26 protein-coding genes are annotated in these 25,988 nt (G+C 26.2%); 4 read left to right on the top strand and 22 right to left on the bottom strand.

The annotated features are described in order from the left end of the window. Positions 1 to 5 precede the first annotated feature (5 nt). Together HH195_RS04295 and HH195_RS04290 are read left to right on the top strand one after the other, a co-directional pair. The gene (locus tag HH195_RS04295) at positions 6 to 338 is read left to right on the top strand and encodes a DUF1540 domain-containing protein (RefSeq protein ID WP_371811681.1); all 333 of its coding nucleotides are present in this window, start codon (positions 6 to 8) and stop codon (positions 336 to 338) included. Between the two features lie 308 nt (positions 339 to 646). Continuing rightward, positions 647 to 1,531, top strand: coding sequence for a DMT family transporter (locus HH195_RS04290; RefSeq protein WP_055257723.1), 885 nt, complete (start codon positions 647 to 649; stop codon positions 1,529 to 1,531). 100 nt (positions 1,532 to 1,631) lie between these two features. On the opposite strand, the gene HH195_RS04285 is transcribed toward HH195_RS04290, so the two are convergent. The 7 genes from HH195_RS04285 to HH195_RS04255 form a co-directional block, all read right to left on the bottom strand. Then, complete coding sequence (locus HH195_RS04285) at positions 1,632 to 2,891, bottom strand: NRAMP family divalent metal transporter (protein WP_058993277.1); 1,260 nt, start codon at positions 2,889 to 2,891, stop codon at positions 1,632 to 1,634. Between the two features lie 246 nt (positions 2,892 to 3,137). After that, entirely contained in the window at positions 3,138 to 3,914 is a 777-nt protein-coding gene (locus HH195_RS04280; protein ID WP_196371700.1) for an FtsZ/tubulin family protein, read from the bottom strand. 154 nt (positions 3,915 to 4,068) lie between these two features. Then, positions 4,069 to 5,052 carry an alpha/beta hydrolase gene (locus tag HH195_RS04275; protein WP_195924564.1) on the bottom strand — a complete coding sequence of 328 codons (984 nt, stop codon included), beginning with the start codon at positions 5,050 to 5,052 and terminating at the stop codon, positions 4,069 to 4,071. 261 nt (positions 5,053 to 5,313) lie between these two features. After that, complete coding sequence (locus HH195_RS04270; RefSeq protein WP_196371699.1) at positions 5,314 to 6,036, bottom strand: transglycosylase domain-containing protein; 723 nt, start codon at positions 6,034 to 6,036, stop codon at positions 5,314 to 5,316. Positions 6,037 to 6,178: 142 nt separating this feature from the next. After that, entirely contained in the window at positions 6,179 to 6,778 is a 600-nt protein-coding gene (locus HH195_RS04265; RefSeq protein WP_055257735.1) for a DUF3793 family protein, read from the bottom strand. Between the two features lie 209 nt (positions 6,779 to 6,987). Beyond that, on the bottom strand, positions 6,988 to 7,935 hold the full coding sequence (locus tag HH195_RS04260) for an SPFH domain-containing protein (protein WP_371811680.1): 948 nt from the start codon (positions 7,933 to 7,935) through the stop codon (positions 6,988 to 6,990). A 12-nt stretch (positions 7,936 to 7,947) separates the two neighbouring features. After that, the gene (locus HH195_RS04255; protein WP_112364905.1) at positions 7,948 to 8,367 is read right to left on the bottom strand and encodes an NfeD family protein; all 420 of its coding nucleotides are present in this window, start codon (positions 8,365 to 8,367) and stop codon (positions 7,948 to 7,950) included. Between the two features lie 374 nt (positions 8,368 to 8,741). Here HH195_RS04255 and HH195_RS04250 point away from each other — a divergent pair, with 374 nt between their 5' ends. Further along, positions 8,742 to 10,649, top strand: a complete 1,908-nt coding sequence (locus tag HH195_RS04250) for an NAD(+) synthase (RefSeq protein ID WP_196371698.1) — start codon at positions 8,742 to 8,744, stop codon at positions 10,647 to 10,649. A 74-nt stretch (positions 10,650 to 10,723) separates the two neighbouring features. On the opposite strand, the gene HH195_RS04245 is transcribed toward HH195_RS04250, so the two are convergent. From HH195_RS04245 to HH195_RS04190, 12 genes are all read right to left on the bottom strand, one after another. Beyond that, positions 10,724 to 11,509 carry a putative ABC transporter permease gene (locus HH195_RS04245; protein ID WP_196371697.1) on the bottom strand — a complete coding sequence of 262 codons (786 nt, stop codon included), beginning with the start codon at positions 11,507 to 11,509 and terminating at the stop codon, positions 10,724 to 10,726. 97 nt (positions 11,510 to 11,606) lie between these two features. Further along, positions 11,607 to 12,395, bottom strand: coding sequence for a sirohydrochlorin cobaltochelatase (locus HH195_RS04240; RefSeq protein ID WP_196371696.1), 789 nt, complete (start codon positions 12,393 to 12,395; stop codon positions 11,607 to 11,609). Positions 12,396 to 12,490: 95 nt separating this feature from the next. After that, the gene (gene hemL, locus HH195_RS04235) at positions 12,491 to 13,768 is read right to left on the bottom strand and encodes a glutamate-1-semialdehyde 2,1-aminomutase (RefSeq protein WP_196371695.1); all 1,278 of its coding nucleotides are present in this window, start codon (positions 13,766 to 13,768) and stop codon (positions 12,491 to 12,493) included. Between the two features lie 82 nt (positions 13,769 to 13,850). After that, the gene (locus HH195_RS04230; RefSeq protein WP_196371694.1) at positions 13,851 to 14,492 is read right to left on the bottom strand and encodes an NAD(P)-dependent oxidoreductase; all 642 of its coding nucleotides are present in this window, start codon (positions 14,490 to 14,492) and stop codon (positions 13,851 to 13,853) included. A gap of 174 nt (positions 14,493 to 14,666) precedes the next feature. Continuing rightward, on the bottom strand, positions 14,667 to 14,834 hold the full coding sequence (locus HH195_RS04225) for a (2Fe-2S)-binding protein (protein WP_055257749.1): 168 nt from the start codon (positions 14,832 to 14,834) through the stop codon (positions 14,667 to 14,669). A 165-nt stretch (positions 14,835 to 14,999) separates the two neighbouring features. Then, positions 15,000 to 15,635: a flavodoxin family protein gene (locus HH195_RS04220; RefSeq protein WP_196371693.1), complete on the bottom strand. Its 636-nt coding sequence runs from the start codon at positions 15,633 to 15,635 to the stop codon at positions 15,000 to 15,002. A 197-nt stretch (positions 15,636 to 15,832) separates the two neighbouring features. Next, positions 15,833 to 16,801: a sulfite reductase subunit C gene (gene asrC, locus HH195_RS04215; protein WP_055257752.1), complete on the bottom strand. Its 969-nt coding sequence runs from the start codon at positions 16,799 to 16,801 to the stop codon at positions 15,833 to 15,835. Positions 16,802 to 16,813: 12 nt separating this feature from the next. Beyond that, a complete protein-coding gene (asrB, locus tag HH195_RS04210) occupies positions 16,814 to 17,605 on the bottom strand; it encodes an anaerobic sulfite reductase subunit AsrB (RefSeq protein ID WP_055257754.1) in 792 nt (263 codons plus the stop codon). A 1-nt stretch (position 17,606) separates the two neighbouring features. Beyond that, the gene (gene asrA / locus HH195_RS04205) at positions 17,607 to 18,614 is read right to left on the bottom strand and encodes an anaerobic sulfite reductase subunit AsrA (protein WP_196371692.1); all 1,008 of its coding nucleotides are present in this window, start codon (positions 18,612 to 18,614) and stop codon (positions 17,607 to 17,609) included. A 203-nt stretch (positions 18,615 to 18,817) separates the two neighbouring features. Beyond that, a complete protein-coding gene (locus HH195_RS04200; RefSeq protein ID WP_055257758.1) occupies positions 18,818 to 19,504 on the bottom strand; it encodes a Crp/Fnr family transcriptional regulator in 687 nt (228 codons plus the stop codon). A 30-nt stretch (positions 19,505 to 19,534) separates the two neighbouring features. Beyond that, positions 19,535 to 19,801, bottom strand: coding sequence for a GIY-YIG nuclease family protein (locus tag HH195_RS04195; protein ID WP_196371691.1), 267 nt, complete (start codon positions 19,799 to 19,801; stop codon positions 19,535 to 19,537). 162 nt (positions 19,802 to 19,963) lie between these two features. Next, positions 19,964 to 20,779, bottom strand: coding sequence for a formate/nitrite transporter family protein (locus HH195_RS04190; protein WP_196371690.1), 816 nt, complete (start codon positions 20,777 to 20,779; stop codon positions 19,964 to 19,966). Positions 20,780 to 20,947: 168 nt separating this feature from the next. On the opposite strand from HH195_RS04190, the gene HH195_RS04185 reads away from it, so the two are divergent. Continuing rightward, the gene (locus HH195_RS04185; RefSeq protein WP_196371689.1) at positions 20,948 to 23,008 is read left to right on the top strand and encodes a helix-turn-helix domain-containing protein; all 2,061 of its coding nucleotides are present in this window, start codon (positions 20,948 to 20,950) and stop codon (positions 23,006 to 23,008) included. A gap of 34 nt (positions 23,009 to 23,042) precedes the next feature. Here HH195_RS04185 and HH195_RS04180 read toward each other — a convergent pair whose 3' ends face one another. From HH195_RS04180 to HH195_RS04170, 3 genes are all read right to left on the bottom strand, one after another. Beyond that, entirely contained in the window at positions 23,043 to 24,296 is a 1,254-nt protein-coding gene (locus HH195_RS04180; protein ID WP_196371688.1) for a helix-turn-helix domain-containing protein, read from the bottom strand. Between the two features lie 19 nt (positions 24,297 to 24,315). Next, the gene (locus HH195_RS04175; protein WP_196371687.1) at positions 24,316 to 25,617 is read right to left on the bottom strand and encodes a helix-turn-helix transcriptional regulator; all 1,302 of its coding nucleotides are present in this window, start codon (positions 25,615 to 25,617) and stop codon (positions 24,316 to 24,318) included. 172 nt (positions 25,618 to 25,789) lie between these two features. Beyond that, complete coding sequence (locus HH195_RS04170; protein WP_195924534.1) at positions 25,790 to 25,945, bottom strand: hypothetical protein; 156 nt, start codon at positions 25,943 to 25,945, stop codon at positions 25,790 to 25,792. Positions 25,946 to 25,988: the final 43 nt, after the last annotated feature.

Below are 25,988 nucleotides of genomic sequence, written 5' to 3'. Positions count from 1 at the left end.
TTAAAATGATTAAATGTACTGTAAGCAACTGTTCTCATAATAAATCTGAAGTTTGCTATGCTGATAGAATAAATATTGGTGGAACTTGTTCAAAAAAATGTAATGACACATGCTGTGGCTCATTCTTAGATAAGCATCTTTATAGTGATTTAACAAATTCAGCATGCTCAAATTCTTCAGCAGAAGGTTCTTCACCTTGTGATTGTATTGTATGTTCCGTGGAAACATGTAAATTTAATTCTCAATCACTTTGCTCATTAGGTTCTATTGACGTTAGTTCAGATACTGAGGTTCAGTTGTATACACAAGCTAACTGCAAAAGCTTTGAAAATAATTAGATATTATTTTGCCATATATTTAACTATATTAATTATTTTTAATTAAGTTAAGGTAAGCTATATAAAGGTTAATTAATAAAATTTTATTAATTATTTTATATAGCTTTCTTTAATTTTTCAAATATTAATTCTTAGTATGTTAATTTACAAATTACACTTCAAAAGTCTAATTTTTTCCTCTTAAATTATAATTATTTTATTGTAATTAAACATTTTATATATAGCTAAAAAAGATTAATTGAAAGCTCTAAAAAAGTATGGTATATTCTTTATGGTAATAAGCAACTAAGAAAGGAGACAGTATATTTATGAAAACGTCATTAAAAGCAGATACATCGCTTTTAATAATAACTATCTTCTGGGGATCATCTTATTTACTTATGAAAATAGGCCTTGGTGGATTAGGAACTTTTGATTTAATTGCTTTAAGATTTTCGATTGCTTTTATAATATTAGCTGCTATATTCTTTAAAAAATTAAAGACAACAATTAGCAAAAAATTGATGAAATCTAGTGCAATTTTAGGCGGTCTGCTATTTGTAGGTTTTGTATTTATGGTACTAGGACTTAAATACACCTCAACAGATGATGCTAGTTTTTTAACTTGTTTATCTGGAATATTTATTCCTATAATAAGTTTTATATGCTTTAAACAAAAATTAAAACTTAAAGTTATTATTAGCATAATAATTGTATTTATCGGTGTATATTTATTAACAATGACAGGAGGTACACTATCTCTTAATTTAGGAGATATATTATGTTTAATTTCCTGTGCTATATTATCTTTTCAAGTAATTATAACTAATAAATTAAATAAAGATGTAGATGCTCTTTCACTTGGAATTTTTCAAATAGGCTTTTCTGCTTTATTTTCTGTAATATTCACAGCATTATTTGGAGCATTACAACTACCTCCAACAGGTACATCTTGGTTTGTCATAATTACATTAAGTATTTTATGTACTGCTATACCATATGTGGTTCAAACAATTTCTTTAAAATACAGTTCACCTGTACACGCTGGAATAATTTATTCACTTCAACCTGTTTTTTCAGCTATATTTGTACTTATATTTACAGGAGTTGGACTTACTACCCAAGGATATATCGGCGCATTACTTATGGTTATTAGTATAATAATAGTAGAATTAGACTTTCAAGCAGTTATACGAAAACTTAAAACAAAATAATACATAATAAATTAAAACAAAAACATCAATAACCTTGATGTTTTTTCTTATAACTAAAATAAAAAAAAACTTATGCTAATTAGCATAAGTTTTTTTTTAATTAAAATGTTAAGTATAAAGTAAGTACTCCAAGTCCACAAACAACTATATAAATTATAATTAAAGCTATTTTTTCCCACAAACGTAACGCATGTCTCTTAGGTAATACCTTCCAAGCTAATGCTATTAAAAATCCTAAAACTATTGGAAGAAGAATTGTATTTAAAACTTCTACCCCAAGTGTTAATGGAACTAATGGAATTCCTGATAATACTATAATTCCAGCTATTATCAAAAGTGCACTATAAAATATATAAAATGCAGGTGCTTCACTCCATTTGTAATTTAAACTAGCTGGTTTTTTAAATATCTCTCCAAATCCCCAAGAAGATGCTAATGTAACAACTATAGCTGCAACTAAAGCTGCTCCTGAAAGTCCTACTGCAAATAATATTTTACCTACAGTTGGTCCTAAAAATGGTGTTAAAGCTTGACTAATTTGTTGTACTGTGTTAAGAGATGCATTAGGATTTGTCATTCCTATTGTTGCTGCAACCGCTATAATTACAACACAACATATAAGTTGAGTTATTATTGATCCAAATATAGTATCTATTCTACTTGATTTAAGATGATTTTCTGTTAATCCCTTATCAACCACAGCTCCTTGTTGATAAAATACCATCCAAGGCATTATAACTGCTCCAACATTTGCAGCAATTAACATCCAATATCCAGAATTGTTAAGTGGTTGACTTCCAACTAAACTCATCATAACAGACGCATAGTCTGGTTTTGCAAATATCATAGCAGGTATAAATACAAGTTCAAAAGCTCCAACTACAATAGCAACTCTTTCAACAAATTTATATTTTCCTGTTAAACTTAAAAGTATCAAAGCTAAGACCGCAAGAGGTACCATAATCCACTTAGAAACTCCAAAAAGTAAACCAACACCCATAATTCCTGAAAATTCAGTAATTAAAGCACCAATTGTTGACACAAACAGTGTACAAACTGAAAGCCATGCCCATCCTTTTCCAAAAGTTTCTTCTATAAGTTCTCCATGACCTTTTCTAGTAACTATACCTATTCTAGTTGTAAGTTCTTGAACTATATACAATATAGGTATTAATATAAGTTGAAGTAAAATTAATTTATATCCCCATTCCGCTCCTGATTGAGCAGCTGTTATTATAGAACCCGCGTCTGTATCCGCTAACATAACGGTAATCCCAGGCCCCATAGCAGCAAGCATTAATAAAAACTTCTTACCACTACTTAACCTTGGTTTATTTTCTTTACTAATATATGTACTCATTATTCCTCCTTAGAATGCTTGTAAATAATAATTAACATTAAATGAAAATTAATATCAATTAATTACTCAATTATAGTATCACATTTGTTTATCATAGTAAATAGCATATTGAGATTAAATATCATTTTTATAATTTTATCAATTTAAACATTTACTTATTAATATTTTTTTAACATAATGTTAATAATTTATTAATATTGATTTTGATATAAATAAAAAATGAAGCTAAGATTAACTTAACTTCATTTATATATTATATCCATTGGCAAATATTCTTATTCCAACCATATTTTCCATTTCGTTATTAGTTAAAGTAGTGAATGATATTTTAGCATGTTTATTAGCTACTATTCTTAAAAGTTCTACTAAATCATTTAAATTTTCAAAAAGTACGTCTTTTTGTGCATCTTCTTTAGATATATCTATCGTAAGCATTATATTTTTCCCCACACTAAAATGTTCTCTACTTGGAAAATCATTTATAGCATCTATTAATGCCTTTTGCCATCTCTTTTTTCCTCTTCCTTCTCCAACACTAGTATATCCAACTGACTTATCATTTATATATTCTCTAAACTCATCTAAAACATAGGTTCCTTCTTTATTCCTATTTAAATCACAAATACAATTTATAGTATCTATAATACTTTCTGTATCTGTAAATATTAATGTATTTATTTTTTTGTGCATCTGTTTTATTACACTATAATCTTTAATCTCTTGACGATTTATTCCAAGATAAACACATGTCAAATGATTATCATTTGATATTTTCATGCTCTTATCTATAAATTTTTTATAATCTTCATCTCTAAAATCTATTATAAAAAAACATAAATCAGCCTTTTTTACAGTTCGTCTAACTCCTAATTCATTAAGTATTCCTTTGCTATTAATTTTTAATACTGAAATAAATAACATTTCATCTAAAGTGTATAATAGCTTATTATAAGCTATATCTGAATTAGTAACTATCGATATTTTTTTAATATTATTAGATGCTTTTCTGTTTTTGTATATCATACAATCACCTTTTCTAGTAAAGTTTAAGCACTTGTGACAAATTTCCCTTACAAATACATCTTCAATTTAATCTATAACCTTTTATAAAATACATTTTACATTAATTTAAATAATTTTTCTACTTTTTTTATCTAAATTAAATATACACTAAAAACTATCTATTGTTATTTAATATGTATTTTTTTTCATTAGTATGTTTTATTGATTTTAAAGCTATATTTTCAAGCCAATTATTCAAATCATCATATATTTCTTCCCTACCTAACTCATTAAACAATTCGTGTTTTTTCCCATTATAAATTTTTAATGATACATTCTCTATACATAACCCCTTATAATAAGCCTCTAACTCTTTAACTGCCTCTCCATAATTGCCAACAGGGTCTTCCTTTCCTGCTATTAAAAGTATAGGAATATCTTTTCTTATATTTCTATTTTTCTCACTCTTATATAATGTTTTAAATCCCTTAAACATATAGTAATAAAAATTTACCTTTAATGTATGATTACAAAATTTATCATTTCTAAGCTTTTCAATTTCCTCTTCATCAGATGTAAGCCAAAGATCAACATCAGCATTTTTATTATTACTCTTATCATTAATTTTTTTATTAAATAAATTTCCTGTAACTCTTGCAATAAAATATGCATGTTTTTTCCCCAATCCAAATAACATTTGAGTTGTAGATACTATTCTTCCAATTACAGGACCTAATCCTTTTTGTAACGCAGAACCACACAAGATAATTCCATCTATATCATTAGAATATCTATTTAAATATTCTTGTGAAATAAAAGAACCAAAACTATGACCACATATAAAATGAGGTAAATTAGGGTATTTTCTTTTTATCATATCAGTTATATATTTCTCATCTTCTACTATTTTATTAAATCCATCTCTACCTATATCCCCAATTTTATCTATATTTTCTGCAGTTTTCCCATGCCCTCTATGATCATCTCCATAAACTATAAATCCTTTACTATTTAAATAATTAGCTACATTCTCATATCGACCTATATGTTCTCCCATTCCATGTACCATTTGTATAACCGCTTTAGGATTTTCTACCTCATCCCAAACACCTATAAATATCTTCTTTCCATCATGACTTTTTATAAAGTAGCTCTTCATAATTTAACCTCTCCTATTTTACACTTGTTATTTTTCATAATAAAATCTTAAAATATTTTTAATGTATAAGTATAAAAAAAGTATCTAAAATCAATAAATGCATTATATATTTAAGCCAAATATTTCTTATTATATCATATTAATTATGTTTTTTATACTAGCTAGTTTGAATTATTTTCTCTTAAAATTAAGTTATCATCTAAAAAATAAAAACTCAATAAAAACTTAAAAGCTCTTATTGAGAATTTATTAATATATTTACTAATTTCCCTTGCTAAGTACAGATTCCATTTGTTCTTTAGTTATATATCCATACTGCAACATAGCATCTAAAACCTCTTGTTGCCTAGCTTTAGCTTTATTTAAATGCTTTTTGGGATTATAGCTATTAGGTGCTTGCAAAAGTCCTGCTAAAAGGCTACCTTGATTTAAAGTTAAATTCTTTGGAGCCGAATTAAAATATCCATAAGATGCATTATTTATTCCATAATAACCATTTCCATAATAAACAATATTAGCATATAATTCTAATATTTTTTCTTTCGAATACAGTTTTTCTAGCTTTCTTGCAATTACTATTTCACGAATTTTTCTAGATACATCTTGATTTCCATTTAAAAATAAATTTTTAGCCAACTGCTGAGTTATAGTGCTTCCTCCTTGCACCACACTTTTAGCCCTTACATTAGCCACTACAGACCTTATTATTGCTTTAAAATCTATTCCCCCATGCTTATAAAATCTATTATCTTCGACAGCAACCAAAGCATCTAAAAAATTAGATGATATCTCATCTGCAACTACATACCCTTCACTACTTTTTACTTTATCAACTTTTTCTTCTATATATGCATTACTTATAAATATACCATAATCATTACTTTTTAAACCATTTTCTATAGTACAACCAAATAATCCTATGCAAAAAAACATTATAAGTATAGCCAAAACTGATTTCTTGTAACTAAACCTTGCACTCTCCATAAAGCACTCCTTTTTTTATAATTTTATATAATATACTATTTTCTTTAAATTTATTCAACATAAAAAGGGTAAATTTCTTACTAAAACTAAGAAATTTACCCTTTTCTATATTTATCTAATTTAACAATGCATCTTTTTTTAATTATAAATATAAAATTTCACTAACTGTCCTAAGGGTTAATAGTATCTTTATATTTTCTTTAGCTCTTTTAAACTGATTATATTTTATATCAGATAAAAGACTATCACCATAAACTCTCCAACCATTTATTTTAGTTAATTTTAATGATGGATACCCCATAAAACCCAAAACATCTTTTAAAGGATAACCTAAAAATATGCCTATTTCATCAGGAATATTTCCATTTGTTATTTTTTCTGACAAAAATTCTAAATACCCATATAAACCATAATTAGAAGGATACCCTATTTGCTTTAGAAATTTTAGATTATTTTTATCTGTTAAAGTCCTATCTAACTCATCCTCCCTATAAAATAAAACCTTTTTTCCCTCACTTTTATAATCTATTATTTTATATTTAATTTCCTTACATCCACTAAAAACTTCTTCTATCTTTTCTAAATTTTCTTTATAACCTTTATGAAGCTTTGAGAAACTTAAAATTTCACTAGGTTTTACCTTTAAGATTACAGGACCTAATATCCCCATAAGTCTTAAAATAAATTCATCATCTGAATATTTACATTTATTACATTCTTCCCTTGGACAATTAAAACCCATACATCTTTCCTCCTAATCCAAATTTATTATATTATCTGAAGATTTTATTATATTCTCTCATTGATTTTTCATATTAATTGATATTGATTATCATAATCATATAATAAATTATTAAGTTTTTATTGTCAATAAATTCTTTATAAAAATCTTTTTAATTTCTATACAAAACAAAAAAGAGATGTAAATTAATTTACATCTCTTTTTTTTCATTAGCTTTCTTTGTTTTCTTTTAATATATCTGCAATAGCTGCAATATTCCCTAATGAAGATAGCATTTCATTTGGTAATATAAGTTTATTTGCTGGATTATTAGCCATTTCTTTTAAAGCTTCTACTTGTTTTAGTGCTATTACTGTTTCATTAGTACCTGACTCTATAATTGCTTCATTTACCTTTCTTATAGCTTCTGATTCTGCTATTGCAATTTGTTCTATTGCTTTTGCTTTACCTTCCGCCTCTAAAAGCTGAGATTCTCTAAGCCCTTCAGCACGTCTTATATTAGCCTCTTTCTCAGCTTCTGCTCTTAAAATTTGTGATTGTTTTTCTCCTTCTGCTTTTGCAATCTCACTTTGCTTTAATCCCTCTGCTTGAAGAATTGTAGCTCTCTTATCTCTTTCTGCCTTCATCTGCTTTTCCATAGCTATTTGTATTTCCTCTGGAGGAATAATATTTTTAATTTCTACTGATAATATTTTTATTCCATAAGCATCTGTTATTTCATCAATTATTTTTAAAAGTTCTATATTTATTTCATCTCTGCCTGATAAGACCTCATCAAGAGTCATATTACCAACAATATTTCTCATATTAGTAACAGTTGAATAAATTATACCAGATTTATAATCTTCAATATTGTATACAGCATCTTTAGCATTTAAAACCTTATAAAAGATGACATTATCTATCTGAATTTTAACATTATCTTTTGTTATAACAGCTTGAGGTTGTATATCTAATATTTGTTGTTTTGTTGAAATTTTTTTCCTTACAAAATCAACAAAAGGAATTAGAATATGCCATCCAGGTTCCAACACTCTACTAAATTGTCCAAACCTTTCAGTAACACATACATAACCAGTATTTACAACTCTTATAGATGAAAATATTATAAGTACAATTATAACTATAAGTACAATTGCCACTATTATTCCAGCCACAATAATCACTCCTTATTTATCTTTTATTATCAATAACTTATTTCCTTCAATCCCTATTATTTTTACTCGTTCCCCCTCTTCTATAACACCACTTTCACTTTTAAATGTCCAAAATATTCCTTCATATTTTATAAGAGCAGTATTTTCAATTCTTTTAGGCAATATAAATGCTTTTCCTATATAATTTTGCTCCATAGTATTAGTTCCCAAATGGCTTTCCTTTATATTTTTTCTTACTTTAGGAAAAATGAATATAAAAAACAAGCTACTAACAACTGCAAAAGCAACAAACTGAAGTAATATCGGCAATTTAAAAACATTGATTATTAAAGCAGCTAAAGCTCCAATAGAAAAACCAACAAATAAAAATGATGAATTTAAAAGATCAATTAATACTCCAATCACCACAACCAAAAGCCAAGCCCAAATCATCAAACCTCCTCCTTATATTTTCTTTTTAAATATTCCATTTATGTAAATATTACTTTAAATAAAGTTATATTATAATATATTATTTTTTTAAATATTTTAGAAATATTTAATTATATAATATAATAATTTCCATTAAAAAACAAATAGATATTTCATCAAAATAATTTTTTCTTTTTTAATACTTTCATATTTAACTATTTGTAATAATTTTTATAATCTTGATTTTAAGTAAATTTACCTTTAATATTTAATTATGTTAGTAAATCTTTCTAAACTAATAAAAATCAAATTAATAGTAATACTATATAATACTTTATATTTACTAGTAATGCTAGATTTAAAATACAATAATTTACTGAATGGAGATGAACAATTTGGATTTTATAAAGGTTGCATCAGCTTGCCCAAAGATTAAAGTAGGTGATGTTAAATACAATATTGAACAAATTAAAAGTCTAATAGATAAAGCACTAGAACAAGAGGTTAAAGTTTTAGTATTTCCAGAGCTTAGCATTCCATCTTATACATGTGGAGATTTATTTACAAATAATACTCTTCTAAAAGAATGTGAAAAAGCAATATTAAATTTAGTCGACTTTTCAAGAAATAAAGATATTTTAATAAGTATTGGAAGTCCACTTTTATATAACTATAATCTTTACAATTGTGCATATATAATATTAAACGGTAAAATTCTTGGTATAGTTCCAAAGAGCTATATTCCAAATTACTCTGAGTTTTACGAAAAAAGATGGTTTACTGAAGGTCTTAATTTAACTAATGCTACTGTTAATATATCATCTTATGAAAAAGATATTCCTTTAGGAACAGATTTAATATTTAGTTATGACAATTTAAAAATAGGCTTTGAGATTTGTGAAGACTTATGGGTTGCAATACCACCTAGTTCTTATTTAGCTTTAAATGGTGCTAATTTAATATGTAATTTATCAGCATCAAATGAATTAGTTTCAAAAAGTGTTTATAGACGAGACCTTATAAAAAATCAAAGTGCAAGACTTATGGCTTCATATATTTATGCTTCCTCTGGAGTTCATGAATCAACAACAGACCTTTTATTTAGTGGTCATATGTTAATTTGTGAAAATGGTACTATCTTAAACGAGAATAAAAGATTCAATAGAGAAAATGAACTTATGACAAGTATTATAGACTTATTTAAGCTTAATGCTGAAAGAATGAAAAATATTAGTTTTAGAAACTCAATAAATAAGGAAACTCCAAAAGTTAGAACTGTAAACTTTCAATTTAAAGATACAAAAATCAAACATTTTAATAGATTTATAGATAAACATCCATTTGTACCTAGCAATAAAAGTTTAAGAGATGAAAACTCTTTAGATATATTAAACATACAATCTGCTGCCCTTGCTAAACGTTTGGAACATACAAATCTTAAAAAAGCTGTCATAGGAATTTCTGGTGGTTTAGATTCAACCTTAGCTCTTTTAATTGTCATAAAAACTTTTGATATGTTAAAAATACCAAGAGAAAACATATTGACAATAACCATGCCAGGCTTTGGAACTACTGATAGAACCTATAATAATGCCATTTCCCTATGCAAAGAACTTGGCTGTTCTTTAAGAGAAATAAACATAGTTGATGCTGCACTTTTGCATTTTAAAGATATAGGGCACGATAAAGACATTCATGATGTTACTTATGAAAATGTTCAAGCTCGAGAAAGAACACAAATACTTATGGATATCGCAAATAAGGAAGGTGGTCTTTTAATAGGTACAGGTGATCTTTCAGAGTTAGCCTTAGGTTGGTGTACATACAATGGAGACCATATGTCTATGTACTCTGTGAACTGTTCTATTCCTAAAACATTAGTTAGATATTTAGTTAGATATTTCGCAGATAATAATACATCTAAAGAAGTATCTGATACACTTTTAGATATTTTAGATACACCAGTTAGTCCAGAACTTTTACCAAAATCTAAAGAAGGCAAAATATCTCAAAAAACTGAAGATATAGTAGGGCCTTATGAACTTCATGATTTCTTTTTATATCACTTTATAAAGCATGGTTCATCTAAAGATAGAATATTATTTTTAGCGTGTATAGCCTTTAGGGATGATTATGATAAAGAAACCATTGAAAAATGGCTAAATAAATTTATTACTAGATTCTTCACTCAACAATTTAAGCGTTCTGCACTTCCCGATGGACCAAAGGTTGGAACAATTTCTTTATCTCCTCGTGGAGATTGGAGAATGCCATCTGATGCAAGTTATAACAGCTTTATATAATTTGTGTAATCCTTATTTAAATCTTATGATAAAAAAGTCTAAAGTTATAAATCATAACTTTAGACTTTTATCTTCTAACTCTTCTTTTTACTTCTTTTCTCTTTTAATAATTCTCTAAAATAAATAAGTTGTTCATTATAAATTTTATGCTTCATCCCTGGAAATGCTTTTAAAAATCTCTTTTCTTGAAAAGATTTATTTCTAAGCTTTTTATGAATAAAATTCATATTTTCCTTAATTGCAAAATTTTTATTTTTTCCTCTTAATCCATTTGATTCTAATATTGATGTCTTTATTTTAGCATTTAAATTTTTAAAATCAATATTTATACTACTTAATAACTTTAGTTTTCCTTGAAGGCTTATAAGACCCTTTAATGTAAAAATCATATCTATCCAAAAAATAATTCCTACGATATATACAAACATAACCTTATAACTAACTTGTATACTTTCTATTAAGTTTACTATACATGGATGCACAACATGTACTAAAATTACTGAGAGTAAACCAAAAAGTGTTGAATTCAAAAGACATACCCTACCATTTATATTAAACTTATTATTCGAATAATCCCACCATTTAGTATTAAATAATTTTTCTAAAATAACTGATGTTATATATTCTAAAATTGATGTTAATAACATTGCTAATAAAAAAAGTTCTACTATATTATCTTTAAAAGATGATAAAAAACTTATTATAAAAACCGCCCCAAATCCATAAATGGGACATATAGGTCCATTTAAAAACCCTCTATTTACAAATAACCCTCTAGGTATTGAACAATAAATTACTTCGCATGTCCACCCTATAAAACTATATATTAAAAAATATATAACTAAATCTATTCTGCTCAAAATTATAATTTCACTCCTTTTATTAATACAAATTTACTATAAGTTTATGTTTATAAAAGGTAGTAAATTATAAATTTAATATCGTTATTTAATATCGTTATTTAATATCGTTATTTAATATACACTTTATTTTTTTTATGTACAAATCTAGTATTTCATCATACTCACCTAAAGATTTTAAACTTACTTCTACATTAAAACCTTCAGATTTAAATACATTTTTCCACGATTTTTCATTTTCATCTCCATTTATATCTTTTACCACATGTGACCCGCAAACGATTAAAAAAGGCGCTATATAAATATCATTTAATCCTAACCCCTTTAATTCTTTAGCTAACTGTATATTAGACTTACCATATTCTAATGTTGCAACATACACATTATCTATATTGTTTTCTCTAAAATTATCTTCTAGCATTTTGTAAAACTTATTATACTCATCTTTAGTTCCATGCCCTACTAAAACAATTCCTTTATCTTTAGGCAAATGACTTTTAATAGCCAATATTACATCTTGAAACTCATTCTTTTCTCCATTTAAAAGAGGCTTGGCTATTTTTATACTATCAAACTTTTCTTTATAACAATGTAGTACCTTTTTAACTCCTTCATATTGCCCACCTGGTAATATGTAAAGTGGTAAGATAGTAATATCCTCTATTTTTTCATCATACATATTATCTAAAGCTTCACTAAAACTTAAAACTGATATATTAGATTTTTCCTTAAGTTTATTTATAACAAAATTTGATGTAAAAGCATTTAAAATTTTATATTCTTCTTTAAACTCTTTCTTAAATTTATTCTCTATATTTTCTATGTTTTGTCTTAACCCTAAAACTTCTGAAGTTCCAAAACTAACAATTATTATTCCTTTTTTCATAAAAACTCCTAATTAAAAAATATTAAAACATTAATAGTTTTACTATCTAAATATAATTTAAAGGGAGTAGAATTCCCCTTAAATTATATTAATTTTTAAACCTCAAAATCTCTAAATGCATTTAAGAATTTCTCTACATGTTCTTTTGTATGTTCTGTACTTAAAAATACTGCTTCATACTGAGATGGTGCCAAATTGAACCCACTATTTAACATGTGAATAAAATATTTATTAAATAATTCTATATTACATGTCTTTACATCATCATAACAATTTACTTCTTTTAAATCAGTAAAGAATATTGTAAACATTCCTCCTTGCCTATTTATAACAAGATTTATGTTTTTCTCTTTTGCAATTTCCTTTACTCCATCTTCTAATAATCTACCCATTTCCTCTATATGTTCATAATGACTTGGATTATTATAAAGTTCCTTTAAAGTTTCAAGCCCAGCTGCCATAACTATAGGATTTCCTGACATTGTTCCTGCTTGATAAACTCCTCCTAAAGGTGATAGATTTTCCATTATTTCTTTTCTACCAGCATAAGCACCACATGGAAGTCCTCCACCCATTATTTTAGCATAAGTTACTATATCAGCTTTTTCATTAAATAAGCTTTGAGCCCCCTTATAAGCTACCCTAAATCCACTCATAACCTCATCAAATATTAAAAGTGAACCATATAAATCACAAAGTTCTCTTAATTTTTTAACAAAAGAATCATTAGCTTTTATAACCCCCATATTTCCTGCAACTGGCTCTAAAATAATTGCTGCAATGTCATCTCCATACTTCTCAAATAAACCTTCAACTTGTTTTTCATCATTATAAACGCCAATTAAAGTATTTTTAACAATATCATTTGGAATCCCTAAGCTTCCTGGAATACCTTCTGTTAAAACCCCAGAACCTGCTTCGATTAAGAATCCATCAAAATGTCCATGATAGCATCCTGCAAATTTTATTATTTTATTTTTTTTAGTATATCCTCTAGCAAGCTTTATAGCACTCATAGTAGCTTCTGTTCCTGAATTAACCATTCTAACCATTTCTATATTATCATCTAATGTTTCACATAAGAACTTAGCCATATCAAGTTCTACTTTGGTTGGTGCTCCAAAAGCTATACTTTCTCTCGCTGTTTTTTCAATAGCTGATACCACCTTTTCATTTGAATGCCCAAGTATCATAGGCCCCCAAGCTAAAACAAAATCTATGTACTCTTTTCCATCCTCATCTTTTACAATAACACCTTTTCCTGATTTTATAATTGGTGGATTCATAGGCATATTCCTATAAGCTCTAACAGGGCTATTAACTCCCCCTGGCATATATTTCTTTGATTCTTCAAATATTTTATTATTATTCATTTTTTCTCCTTTCAAACAAAATATACTTTTAAATTAGCTATTTAAAAATGCATATTAACTCTAATTTTTTAAATATAATTAACTATTTTATATCGTATATATTTTGTGTAATACATTCATCAAAAAACATAGAAAAAACTTTTCTATCTTTTCCTTTTTCATAAAAAAACTTAAAATCTTCTGTGCATATAAAATCAACAATCTCTTTTTTTAGCTTTTCTTTTTTTGCATTTTCTCTTAATCTTGATACATAAAAAGTAAATTCATCATACTCCTTTAATAAATTTTCCATCTTATCTCCTAAAAGTTTAGATATTTTAGGCACTCCAACCTTTGTGCTTACTGAAAAACTTAAATTTTTAAGATTCCTCTGCGATGGTATAACCGCCATGCCATTTTTAAATTCTGTACAATCTATAAATATTTTATTTAGATTTTCACAATCTCCCACTATAGATTCACGCAATTTTTTATCATCTATGGCAATTAAAACAATATGAGCATCTATTATAAAATTTTTATAATATTCTCCCTTTATGTATCTAACATTATAATTTTTCAAGTTCAAAATATCTTCTGAAAAATTTTTCGATAAAATTTCCACAGCACACCCATTTGTACAAAAGGTTTTTGCTTTTATAAACGCTCCTTTTCCTCCCCCAATTATTTTTACTTTTAATTTATGAGAAAAAAAGTTTAAAGCAATGTATTTATCATTATCCATAGTCTATATCCTTAATACCAATTTATTATCCTTAAAATAAACTCTAATAGAAATCCATAACAAAATTATTTTAAACTAATATTTGTTATTAAATAGTTTCATATAAATATTTTATAATTAAATAAATAAAAAATAAAGGCTGTTTAATAAATTTTACTAAACAACCTTTATTTTTTATTTATTCTTATCTATTATATCTTGTATATCATCTTTACAACCGCCACAAACTGAACCTGCTCCTGTTGCCTCTTCTACAGCTTCAACGGTAGTCGCTCCATCTTTTATAGCTTTTTTTATATCATCTTCTGATATCCCTAAACAAGTACAAACTTCTCTACTCATTCTCTTGCCTCCTAGTTTTAATTTGTTACAAGTATAGTTTGCATTTATATAACCTAATTTATACAATATACTTGTAAATATATTTAAAATTTCTAAAAGGACATTGGTTTATCTAAACAATAACTCCTGACAGACAATTTAAAAACATATATAAAAATTAATAAATTATCTTATAAAATGAGTAAGTACTTTATTTTGAGCTTCTGGTTCTTTAACAGTTCTTTTTCCATTTTCAACAAGTTTCATAAGCCATGCCATATTTTGTCCAAGGACTGACATTACTTGTTTCCCTTCTCCATCTTGTGAGACTTCCCCTGGAACTGTTCCATGTATAACATTCCAATAGTTTGATGTTGGCATTAACATTTCAGAGTAATTTATAAAGTTATTTAATTGTTCAAATGTTGGAACCCCACCTGAACGTCTAACAGCTACAACTGCTGCTCCTACTTTATGTCTATACATTCCTCCATTACTGCTTCCAACATAAAATGCTCTATCTAAGAATGATTTCATAGTTCCACCTATTGCTGAAAAATGAACTGGAGAACCTAAAATTATCCCATCTGCTTCATCCATTTTTGCTATCCACTCATTTACATCATCATTTGACATAACACATTTTTTATCTTGATTCCTAGCACAACCATTACATGCCATACAACCTCTTATAGTTTTATTACCAACATGAACTATTTCTACTTCTATACCTTCTTTTTCAAGTTCATCTGTTACCATTTTTATAGCTTGATATGTATTTCCCTCTTTTTTAGGGCTACCATTAAATGCAACTACTTTCATAAGTTTTTACTCCTCTGTATAAATATCTATGTTTTCATTCATTCTAATATGAACAATTTTATTGTAACATATTATTAAATTTATATCAATTTATTTTAAAATCCTTATTTATTTTTTACAAAATTTATCACAATACCTTAAATTACATTTAAGGTATTGTGACTTTTTTGACTGTTTATTAACTTTTTATAGTAAAATTAATATCTAACTCCACTCCAATAAACATTATCCTTTACTACAGCTTTAGGTCCTAAGTTAACATCTTTCATAGCCCATTTTTTAAATTCCATAAATCCTGTTCTATCAACAATGTATCCTATATGCTCTTTTCCACCTGGAGCTGTTCTATCTATATATTGCTCAACATAATCATATGTGTTTTCTATCATTTTAACTATGCTATCTTCATCAATCCAAATAGCAAAATCTTCAGCAAGTCTTGGATTTTTCTTTCCTGTTCTTCCCATTATAACTAATCTATAATACTTTTCTTCACTTCTAGTCCATGCACTAGTTGGACATGCCATTACACATTCTCCACAACCTATACATTTATCAGTATTTCTAACCACTTTATAGTTTTCAAATTTTAAAACATCTGCTGATTTTCTCTTACAAGCATTTATACATGCCCCACAAGCTACACATCTATCTTTATCATATTGAGGTTCTGTCATACCTATAATACCAAAATCATGCATTCTAGCCTTTATACAGTCATTTGGACAACCAGTTAAAGCTATCTTTACATGTAAATCACTTGGGAATATAACTTTTTCTACTCTTTTTGCAAACTCTGTAGTGTTATAATTTCCATAAGGACAATATTTATTACCAACACAAGAAGTTACGTTTCTAGTACCTGAAGCATCATATCCTGTTCCTGGAGTTTCTTGATTTATTTTAAGTTCTGATATAATTGGTTGTAGTAACTCATTAACCTTTGGTATATCTTCCATTTTTATTCCTGGAAGTTCAAATCCTTGTCTTGCAGTTAATTGAACATTTCCATTACCAAATTTCTCAGCAATTTCTTGAATTCTAGCAAGGTGTTCTGCTTTTAGATATCCTCCTGGAACTCTCACTCTTGAAGCTGTCATTCCTCTTTGTTTAACAACTCTAAATGCATTTTTCTTAAGTTTTTTAGTATTTATATCTAATGACATATTATGCTCCCCCTAGTCTTTTAAAAGTTTTCCTTTTGTATAATTAAATACTGGTCCATCTAGACAGATATAAGTTTCTCCCATTCTACAATGTCCACATTTTCCAAGTCCACAGCACATTTTTCTTTCTTGAGATATCCAAATATTTTCTTCTTTTATTCCAAGTTTTAAAAATTCTTGAACACTAAATTTCATCATCATTGGAGGACCAACAACTATTATTTGAACATTTTCCATATCATTTATTTTAAGTTCTGGAATATATTTAGTTACAAGTCCAACATTTCCATCATATCCTTCTTCAGCTGAATCAACAGTAATTACTACATCAATAGTTTCATTCCAACTCTTTATATCATCCTTAAATAACATATCCTTAGGAGATTTAAATCCTGCAATTAAAGTTGTACCTTTATTTTCTGAAGGATTCTTAGCAAAATAATCAACTACTCCTCTAACAGGTGAAAGTCCAGTTCCTCCAGCTACAACTACAAGTTCTTTTCCTTTATAGTTATCAAGAATAAATCCATTTCCATAAGGTCCTCTCATAAATAGAGAGTCTCCTTCATATCTTTCAAAAATTTCATTAGTTACAAGTCCAACTCTTCTTATAGTAAGATCTACATAATTTTCACCAATACCACTTACTGAAATTGGAGCTTCACCAAACTTTGGTATAGATACTTCAAAGAATTGTCCAGGTTGAACATCTCCTATGTACTCCATTCTAAAAGTGTATTCTATCTCAGTATGTTTTATTACTTTTAATATTTTTGACATAAAAGGAATGTATTCATTTTTCATATTATTTCACCTCGTCCATAGCATCATTAAGTTTATTTACACAATTTGAAAAAGATATATATTCAGGGCATATATCATCACATCTACCACAACCTACGCACATATTATAACCAAATCTTTGCTTGTGATCGTAAACTTTATGCATAACCTTAAATCTCATTCTTTGACCTTTTTCTTGTCTAAATGAGTGACCACCAGCCATAGTTGTATATCCTTCAACCTCACATGATGCCCAAACTCTTCTTCTTTCTCCTGTCTTTTCATTATCCTTATAGAAGATATCTTGCATTGTAAAACATGTACATGTTGGACATACAAAATTACATCTACCACAAGCTATACATCTTTGAGAATATTCTTTCCACATATCAGAATCCATAACTTTAGGATCTAAATTACTTGGAATATTAACTCTTACATTATTTTCTTCAACAAATTCAGGAACTACATCTAAAGATTCAGTCTCTAATTCACCAAATATTCCACTTAAATACTCATCTTTAACATCTAGATAAACCTCTCCATCTTTAAATCCTATGTATGCATCATAACTATCTGTTTTATTACTTTTCATATCTACGCAAAAGCAATTTTCAAAACTTTCGCTACATCCTATAACTATAAATTTTGCACCTTCTCTTACTCTTTTATAATACATATCTTCAAAACCGTTATTTAAATACATATCATCAATTCTCTTTAAAGAGTGCATATCACAGCTTCTTAAAAAGATTATTGCATCTTTCACTTCTTTCTTTGGTTCACTAAAACTATCTTCTGTGAAATAGAAAAGAGTTTGAGTTATTGGAAGTAACACTTCTTTGTAAGAAAAATCAGATTTTTTATTAAATTCTATTTCTTCTATAGTGTTTACTTGGCCATATCTTACCATATCAGTTTCTGAACTTCTGCCTTTTCCTACAAAAACTTTAGGAGCATATATATTGTAATTTTGTGACAATTTTTCTAATGCATTATTAAAGTTTTTAGCATTTAATTTGAATCCCATTATAACACCTCTTTGATTTATCTTATCGCTTTATTATAGATTAAATTATTTAAATTGTATTGTTAAAATATTCACTCTATTTGCGTCATTAACTTGATTTTTTCTAACTATTTTAAATTATATGATTAATATAAAAAAAATAATGTGATAAAAATCACATTATCCTACTGTTTTGTTTTTAAAATATTATAATATTTTAAATTTTAACTTTTAAAATACTCAGCTAATTTTTTACGATTTAATACTATTATCTGTTTATTTCTCATTTTTATAAATCCATTTTCTTGAAGTATTTTCATAGACCTTGAGATAGTTTCTCTAGTTGCTCCAAACATATCTGCAATATATGTCATAGTTATATTTAAATTTATTAAAACTCCATCTCTATCTTTAACACCATAATCTTTAGATAATTTCCAAAGCTTTGCAGCTAACCTCTTTTCAATTTTTATAGGTGTTGCATTTTTAAGCTGTCTATAAAGCCTTCTAGTCTTATTAGATATTTCCAATATAACATTAGTTGTTAACTCAAAATCATCTTTCATAATATCTATAAAACCTCTTCTATCAAAGCATAACACTTGTGCGTCTTCAAAACATTCGCAACTAATAGAAGCTGATAGATCATCTAATATAACTTCATTTAAAATTTTATCTTTTCCTAAAATAAATATAACCCTCTTTTGCGCATGTTCATTCATCTTATACATTGAAACCTTGCCTCTATACATAACATATATCCTTTTTTCTACTTCTTTATCCCTAAATATATGTTCTCCCTTTTTATAAGACCTTTTTATACATATTTCACATAATCTATTCACAGTTTCTTCTTTCAATTGATTAAACAATGTAAGTTCCATCAATTCTGAAAATTTCACATTCTCCATAGTACATTATATAAAAGACTTTCGCCTAACTTAGCTCCTTTCTAAATTTAATAAATTAAAATCTTTTATAAGATTTAATTTATTATTTCTTGTAAGATGTTTTATAACATATTCTCTTTTTTGTGCATCTCTTTTTTCTATAAATTCTTCAAAATAAACCAATTTCACCGGAAGTCTACCTCTTGTATATTTTGCTCCTTTTCCTTTATTATGACAATTTATTCTCTTTTCTAAATTATTTGTCCACCCAGTATAAAAACTTCCGTCACTACATTCTAAAATATAAGTATAATTCATACAACTATCCTTTATTTATTGTATATTTATAATAATATTATCTGTTATTATAACACATTAATTCTTTTTAAGTTGTTAATTAAAAATTTATCAAACAGTAAAAAATGAGATTATATTTTAAAAGATAAAAATCATCTTCCAAAATATAATCTCATTTAAAATTTATTTATTTTTAGCTATATAATAAAGTGGAAAACCTACTAAAAATGTACCCCCTATGAAATTTCCAAGTGATACAAAAAATATATTATAAAAAGCCCCTCCTAATGTTACAGTAGTATTTGGAAGAAAATAAGCTATTGAAAATAAAGTCATATTTGCAATACTATGCTCAAATCCTGCTGTTATAAAGGTAAAAAGACACCAAAATATCATTATAAGTTTCCCCGATTCGCTTTTTAATTTATAAGAAAACCATGCAGCTAAACAAACTAAAACATTACAAAGCATTCCTTTTAATATTAAATCAAACATTGGCGTATCTATTTTACTTTGAGCCATATTTATCATAAATTCTTGAACATAGCTTGTACCTGCATGGGAATAAGCATATATTATTCCCCCGATTATTGATCCAAAAAGATTTCCAATCCAACTTACAAGTAATATCTTAAAAAAATCTAACCAAGTCACCTTTTTATATAAAGCACCAATTAGCATTACTAAAGAATTACTTGTAAAAAGATCTACTCCTGCCATAATTACAAAACTTAAAGCACATCCAAAAGATATTCCCATTATTATTTTTGTTACACCAGAACCCGAATGATCTACTATTCCTCCTACTGTATAAAGAAGCATTACCGCAAGTCCCACAAAGAAACCACCTAAAGCTGCAATCATTAAATACTTCATGATACCATTATTAAATATTTTCACTTTTTTCTTTGACGATAAACAAACAGCATCCATCTCTTCTGAAAATATGTTTATTTCATCTTTAGGTAATGCATTCTTTTCTAAGCTCCTATTTAACATTATATATTCCTTTCTTGTAAATTATTTTATTTTTTTAAAATACATTTACAATTTTAGCATAATTAATAATAAAATCAATATATTTAATATTTTTTTAACAACACTAATTTTATTAATTTTCTATTGTAAGATATAATAATAATAAATAACTTTAAAGAAGGTGAATTTTTGAGAAAAGAATATATAACTTATCAAGATAACATGCCTATTTCTGTTTCATTTTTATCTATAGAAAACTATCCTATTCATTGGCATAATAGCATAGAAATTATATATATTTTAGAAGGTAGTTTAAATATCGATATTAATTTATCATCTTCTAAAATATTTAAAAATAATATAGAAATAATAAATATAGATGAGGCTCATAGACTATATTCAAATGATTATAATAAAGTCCTCATATTTCACATAGATCCTTATTTTTTTGAAAAATACTACACCGACATAGAGAATATGTTTTTTTACACAGATACAAGCAATGAAAACTCCCAAAATACAGATGTTTATGATGAATTCAAAACCTTTTTATCTATCATAGTTTGTGAAATTGTTCAAAAAAGTTTAGATTATAATGAAGAAATCGAAAAAAATTTAATAAGTCTTTTATTCCATCTTATAAATAATTTTCATTATTTAACTTATGATAATGAAGAAATTAAAGAAAATGAAAACTTACTTGAGAGATATCATCGAATTGCTAAGTATATTTTTAATAACTACAATAATAATATAACTTTAAAAGATATAGCAAATAAAGAATTTTTAAGTACTCATTATTTATCTCATGAAATAAAATATGCAACTGGTTTAAGTTTTACTGACCTTGTAAATTTAACTCGTGTTGAGGAATCTATAAAATTTCTTTTAGATAGTGATAAAACAATATCTGATATATGTGAAGAAATTGGATTTTCTCATACTAGATATTTTAATAAACACTTTAAAAACTATTATGGTTTAACCCCTCTTCAGTATAGAAAAAAGTTTAAGGTTAATGAAACTACATATAAAAAAGAAAAAAAGTTAACTAGATATCCTCTTGATTTTTCTTTAAAATATCTATCTTACTATATTGACGATTATGATAGATTTAACTATGAAAATAAAATTAATAAAATTACTTTGGATATGAATGAAGATTTAGGTATATTTAATAAAGAGTTTAAAGAAATTATAAATGTAGGTGATGCCTTTGATTTGCTAATTGAAGATAATAAAGACATATTAGAACAACTTCAAGAGGAAATAGGTTTTAACTACGTTCGAATGATTAATATATTTTCTCCTGATATGGGTATTTTCCCTGGTTCAAAATTTTTTAATTGGACTCGAGCTTATGATATTTTTGAATATGTGGAAAGTCTTAATTTAAAACCACTTATAATATTAAATTTCAAAAATTTTTCTGACTATGAAATTTTAGCAACATTAACTTCTTTCTTAGAATACTTTAATGATGTAGAAGGCCTAAACTTTAAAAATTTTAAATTCCAATTTGATACTAAAATTAAAAAAGATTTATCTCATGAAATAAAAATAATTTTAGAAGATCAATACAATCTAGAGGTTTTAGATAATTGTTATCATTTATTTGATTATACAAATTCTATATATGATACAGCTTATATGCTACCATATATTATTCATAATAGTATATATAACTTGTCATCTTTATATTATATAAAAGCTTTTGACACCTTAGATAAACAGGTTAACTTAACTAATGAGGTATTCTTTGGTTATCCAGGTCTTGTAAACAGCAAAGGGATTAAAAAACCATCTTATTATGCATACTATTTATTAAATATGCTTGGCAATACTTTAGTTTCAATAGATAAAGGGTTTATAGTTACAAAAAGTCATTCTGAATATCAAATACTATTATATAGTTTTAATGAAAGTTTTAATAATTTATTAAACTTTAAGAATGTAGACAAAATAAAGAAAACTCAAAATGTAACAAACAAACTATCTATAAATATTTTAAATATAAAATCTAATACAAGAATTATAGAATATGATATAAATGAAAAATCTGGATCTTCATTTGATTACTGGATTTCTATGGGGAAACCTAAAAGATTAAAAAAAGAGGAGAAGGAAATTCTCCATAAATCATCATTTCCTAAAATTAATTTTAGATATTCAAAAAAAAGTACCGTATTAAATATTCAAGCTACATTAAAAGGTTATAGTGCTAAACTTATAATACTAAAAGAAACTTAAAAGGTATTGCTAAATTTTAGCAATACCTTTTCTACTAATATAACTCTTTTTCTGATTCTGCTGCCATAGTTAAATATTTAAGTGCTTCACGAGTTTCTCCAATTACATGATACATATTTGCCATCTCTAAATACCTATCATTTTTTTGAGAATAACTACCGAATTTCAAAAGTAAATCTATAGCTAAATTCATATACATTTCCCATTGAATAAAACTTCCTTGATATTTAGCTATTTTTCCTTTAAGATAATAACTATTTTCTATAAAAACTATATTATCCAATTCAATTGCTACCTGCAATGCTTTATCTGTATAATCTGTTGCCTTTTCATAATTTTTGTCATCTATTAAAATTTCACTTAACATAAGAAGAGTATCAACATATTTAGATAAATTCTCTTTAGTTATATTATTTTCCAAATCATCTATATGTTGTTTAGCCTCCTCCTTAGACCCCTTACTAATTAAAAGTTTTACTATAATCATTTTTAATTTATTATAATAATAGTCTTCCTTAGCTCCATTCTCATCTAATACTTTTAAGTATTCCTGATAATTTTCATCATATTCTAAAGCTAAAATAGCTAATATACCATTTACAATTGAAAATAACACTTCATTATCTCTAGATTTACTTAAAGCATAAAATGGTGTTATTATCTTTTCAGCCGTTTTTAAATCTCCAGTTTTATAATAACAATATGCCTTGGAAATTCCAATTTCTATTTTTTCATCAATGTTTTTATCCTCTTTAGAATACTCCTCTAACTTTTCAAGCCAAGTTATAGCATCCTTATAATGCTCAGTTATTATAAAATATTTTGATAAATCTTTATAATAAATCTTTGAACAACTCTCATTATGTTCATGTATTGCATCATAATCATTTAAAACTTTATGCATTCTGTAAAATTTTCTATTATTTATATAAAACTCAAAAAGTATATGAATAAGCTCAACACCTAAATCATAATACCCTTTAGATACAGCATATTTTATATTATCTGTAATCTCTATGCATTCACTTTCTCTAAGTTTATCATTTTTTAGGCTATACTTTTTTATATTTCTTTTTATTTCACTTACATCATCACAAAGAAGATAATCAAGGTCTAAGTTTAATCTTTTAGCTACTAATTCTAACACCCATCTATCTGGAACAACTTTTCCATTTTCTATACAACTCATTCTTGAAATTGAAATATCTTTTTGGCAAAGCTCTTTTAAAGTTATCCCTCTATATATTCTAGCCCTTTTTATTTTTTCTCCTGTTGATAAAAAATTCATCTTAATCACCTATTCTATGCTATTTTTTTATTATTTCAGCCTTTTTAAGAGTATTTATTCCATAATCTAAATATTTAGCTGCTTCATAATCTCTCTTATATTCTAAATAAAATTTTCCAAGCTTTATAGCTATATCAGCTTCCTTTTTATAAAGCTTATTTTCATTAGCTAAATTTAAAGCATCTAATAATATAATTTCAGCTTCCTCAACATTATCTTGAAGCACATGAATTCTAAAATGTAATATGTTATACTCTATGATTTTTTCAATATTATCCACAGATAAATTGCTCTTTATAATTTTTAGAATCTCTATGCATTTAGTTATATTTTTTACCTTAATATAATTTTCGCATATATTTATTAATGTATCTAATATCTCTATATCTTTAGAATCTTCTCTTATCTTTCTTGCTCTCTCATAATGCTCTAAAGATTCTTCATTATTATCAAACTCATAGAATAGTTTTCCTAAAGAGTTTTCTATATTTCCCATTTTTTCTAATTGAGTGATTTCTTTATAAATATCTATACTTTTCTTAGAATAAAGTATAGCATTTTTCATGTCACCAACATTGCTATATTCATCAGCTAAATCTCCTAAACTTTTAGCATAGCTACGTCTATCATACAATTTCTCAAATTCATTTTTTGAAAGTGCTGTAAATCTTTTTGATTTTTCCATATCTTCTAAAAAGTAATGATTTTTAGCTAAAAGATAATATATCTCTCCTAAAATGATATCTTGACTTAATTTATTCTCTAAATATATTTTTTCTGCTTCCTTTAAATAAGAATTAGCAGAATAATACGCCTTAGCTTCTATACTTATCTTGCTTATATTTAAATATGTGTTTACAATATCTATATGGCTTCCAGTTTTTATAAAAAGTGAATTAGCAGACATAAAATATTGCTGAGCCTTTATAAACACTTTATCATTTAAATATATTAATCCTTTTAAATATAAACATTTAGCTTTTCTATATTCTAATTTGTATTTTTTTGCGTAATTTAATGCATTTTCTATATACTCCTCTGCTTTTTTAGTATCTCCTGATAATATAGCACCTTCTGCTACTTGCTCAAAGTATAAAGAAATTTTTTCAGCTTGAGTTTTTTCAGTTTCCATTAAATATTCTACAGAAGTACTTAATGAAAAAGCTAAATATTCTAAAAGATCCATGGAAGGGTTAGACCTCCCTGATTCCACCAAACTAATTTGACCAGGAGTTATTCTATCTCCTGCTAAATCTTTTAAAGTCATATTTAATTCTTTTCTTCTCTTTTTTATTTTTTCTCCTAATGATAATATTTCCATGCTTAATCTTCCTTTTAATAATTTGTAATACACATTTCTAAATATATATATTATATCATAAAATTCGCCATTTTTTATTATTATTTTTAAATTGTATTAAAAATAATAAGAACTGATAATAAGAAAGTTATCTTTTTATCAGTTCTTGACAATTTTGGGTATAAAACTCAAATTACATCCAATTCATGGGCTCCCCTGCCATATTCATAACTCTTCTTCCAACTCTTTTAAAAGTTCTTTGTGTTCTTTTATCTAGATTTGGAACAACCATCATTCCAAGGGCAGTACCTACCACAATTCCTGCTGTTAAACTTGTTAACTTACCCATAATAACACCTCTTTTATAATATACTACATTAATATATTTTGCA

This window comes from Candidatus Sarcina troglodytae (genome assembly GCF_015708635.1).
GTDB lineage: Bacteria > Bacillota > Clostridia > Clostridiales > Clostridiaceae > Sarcina > Sarcina ventriculi.
The sequence above is the reverse complement of the archived record's forward strand: the minus strand, read 5'-3'. Positions and strand labels throughout refer to the sequence as shown.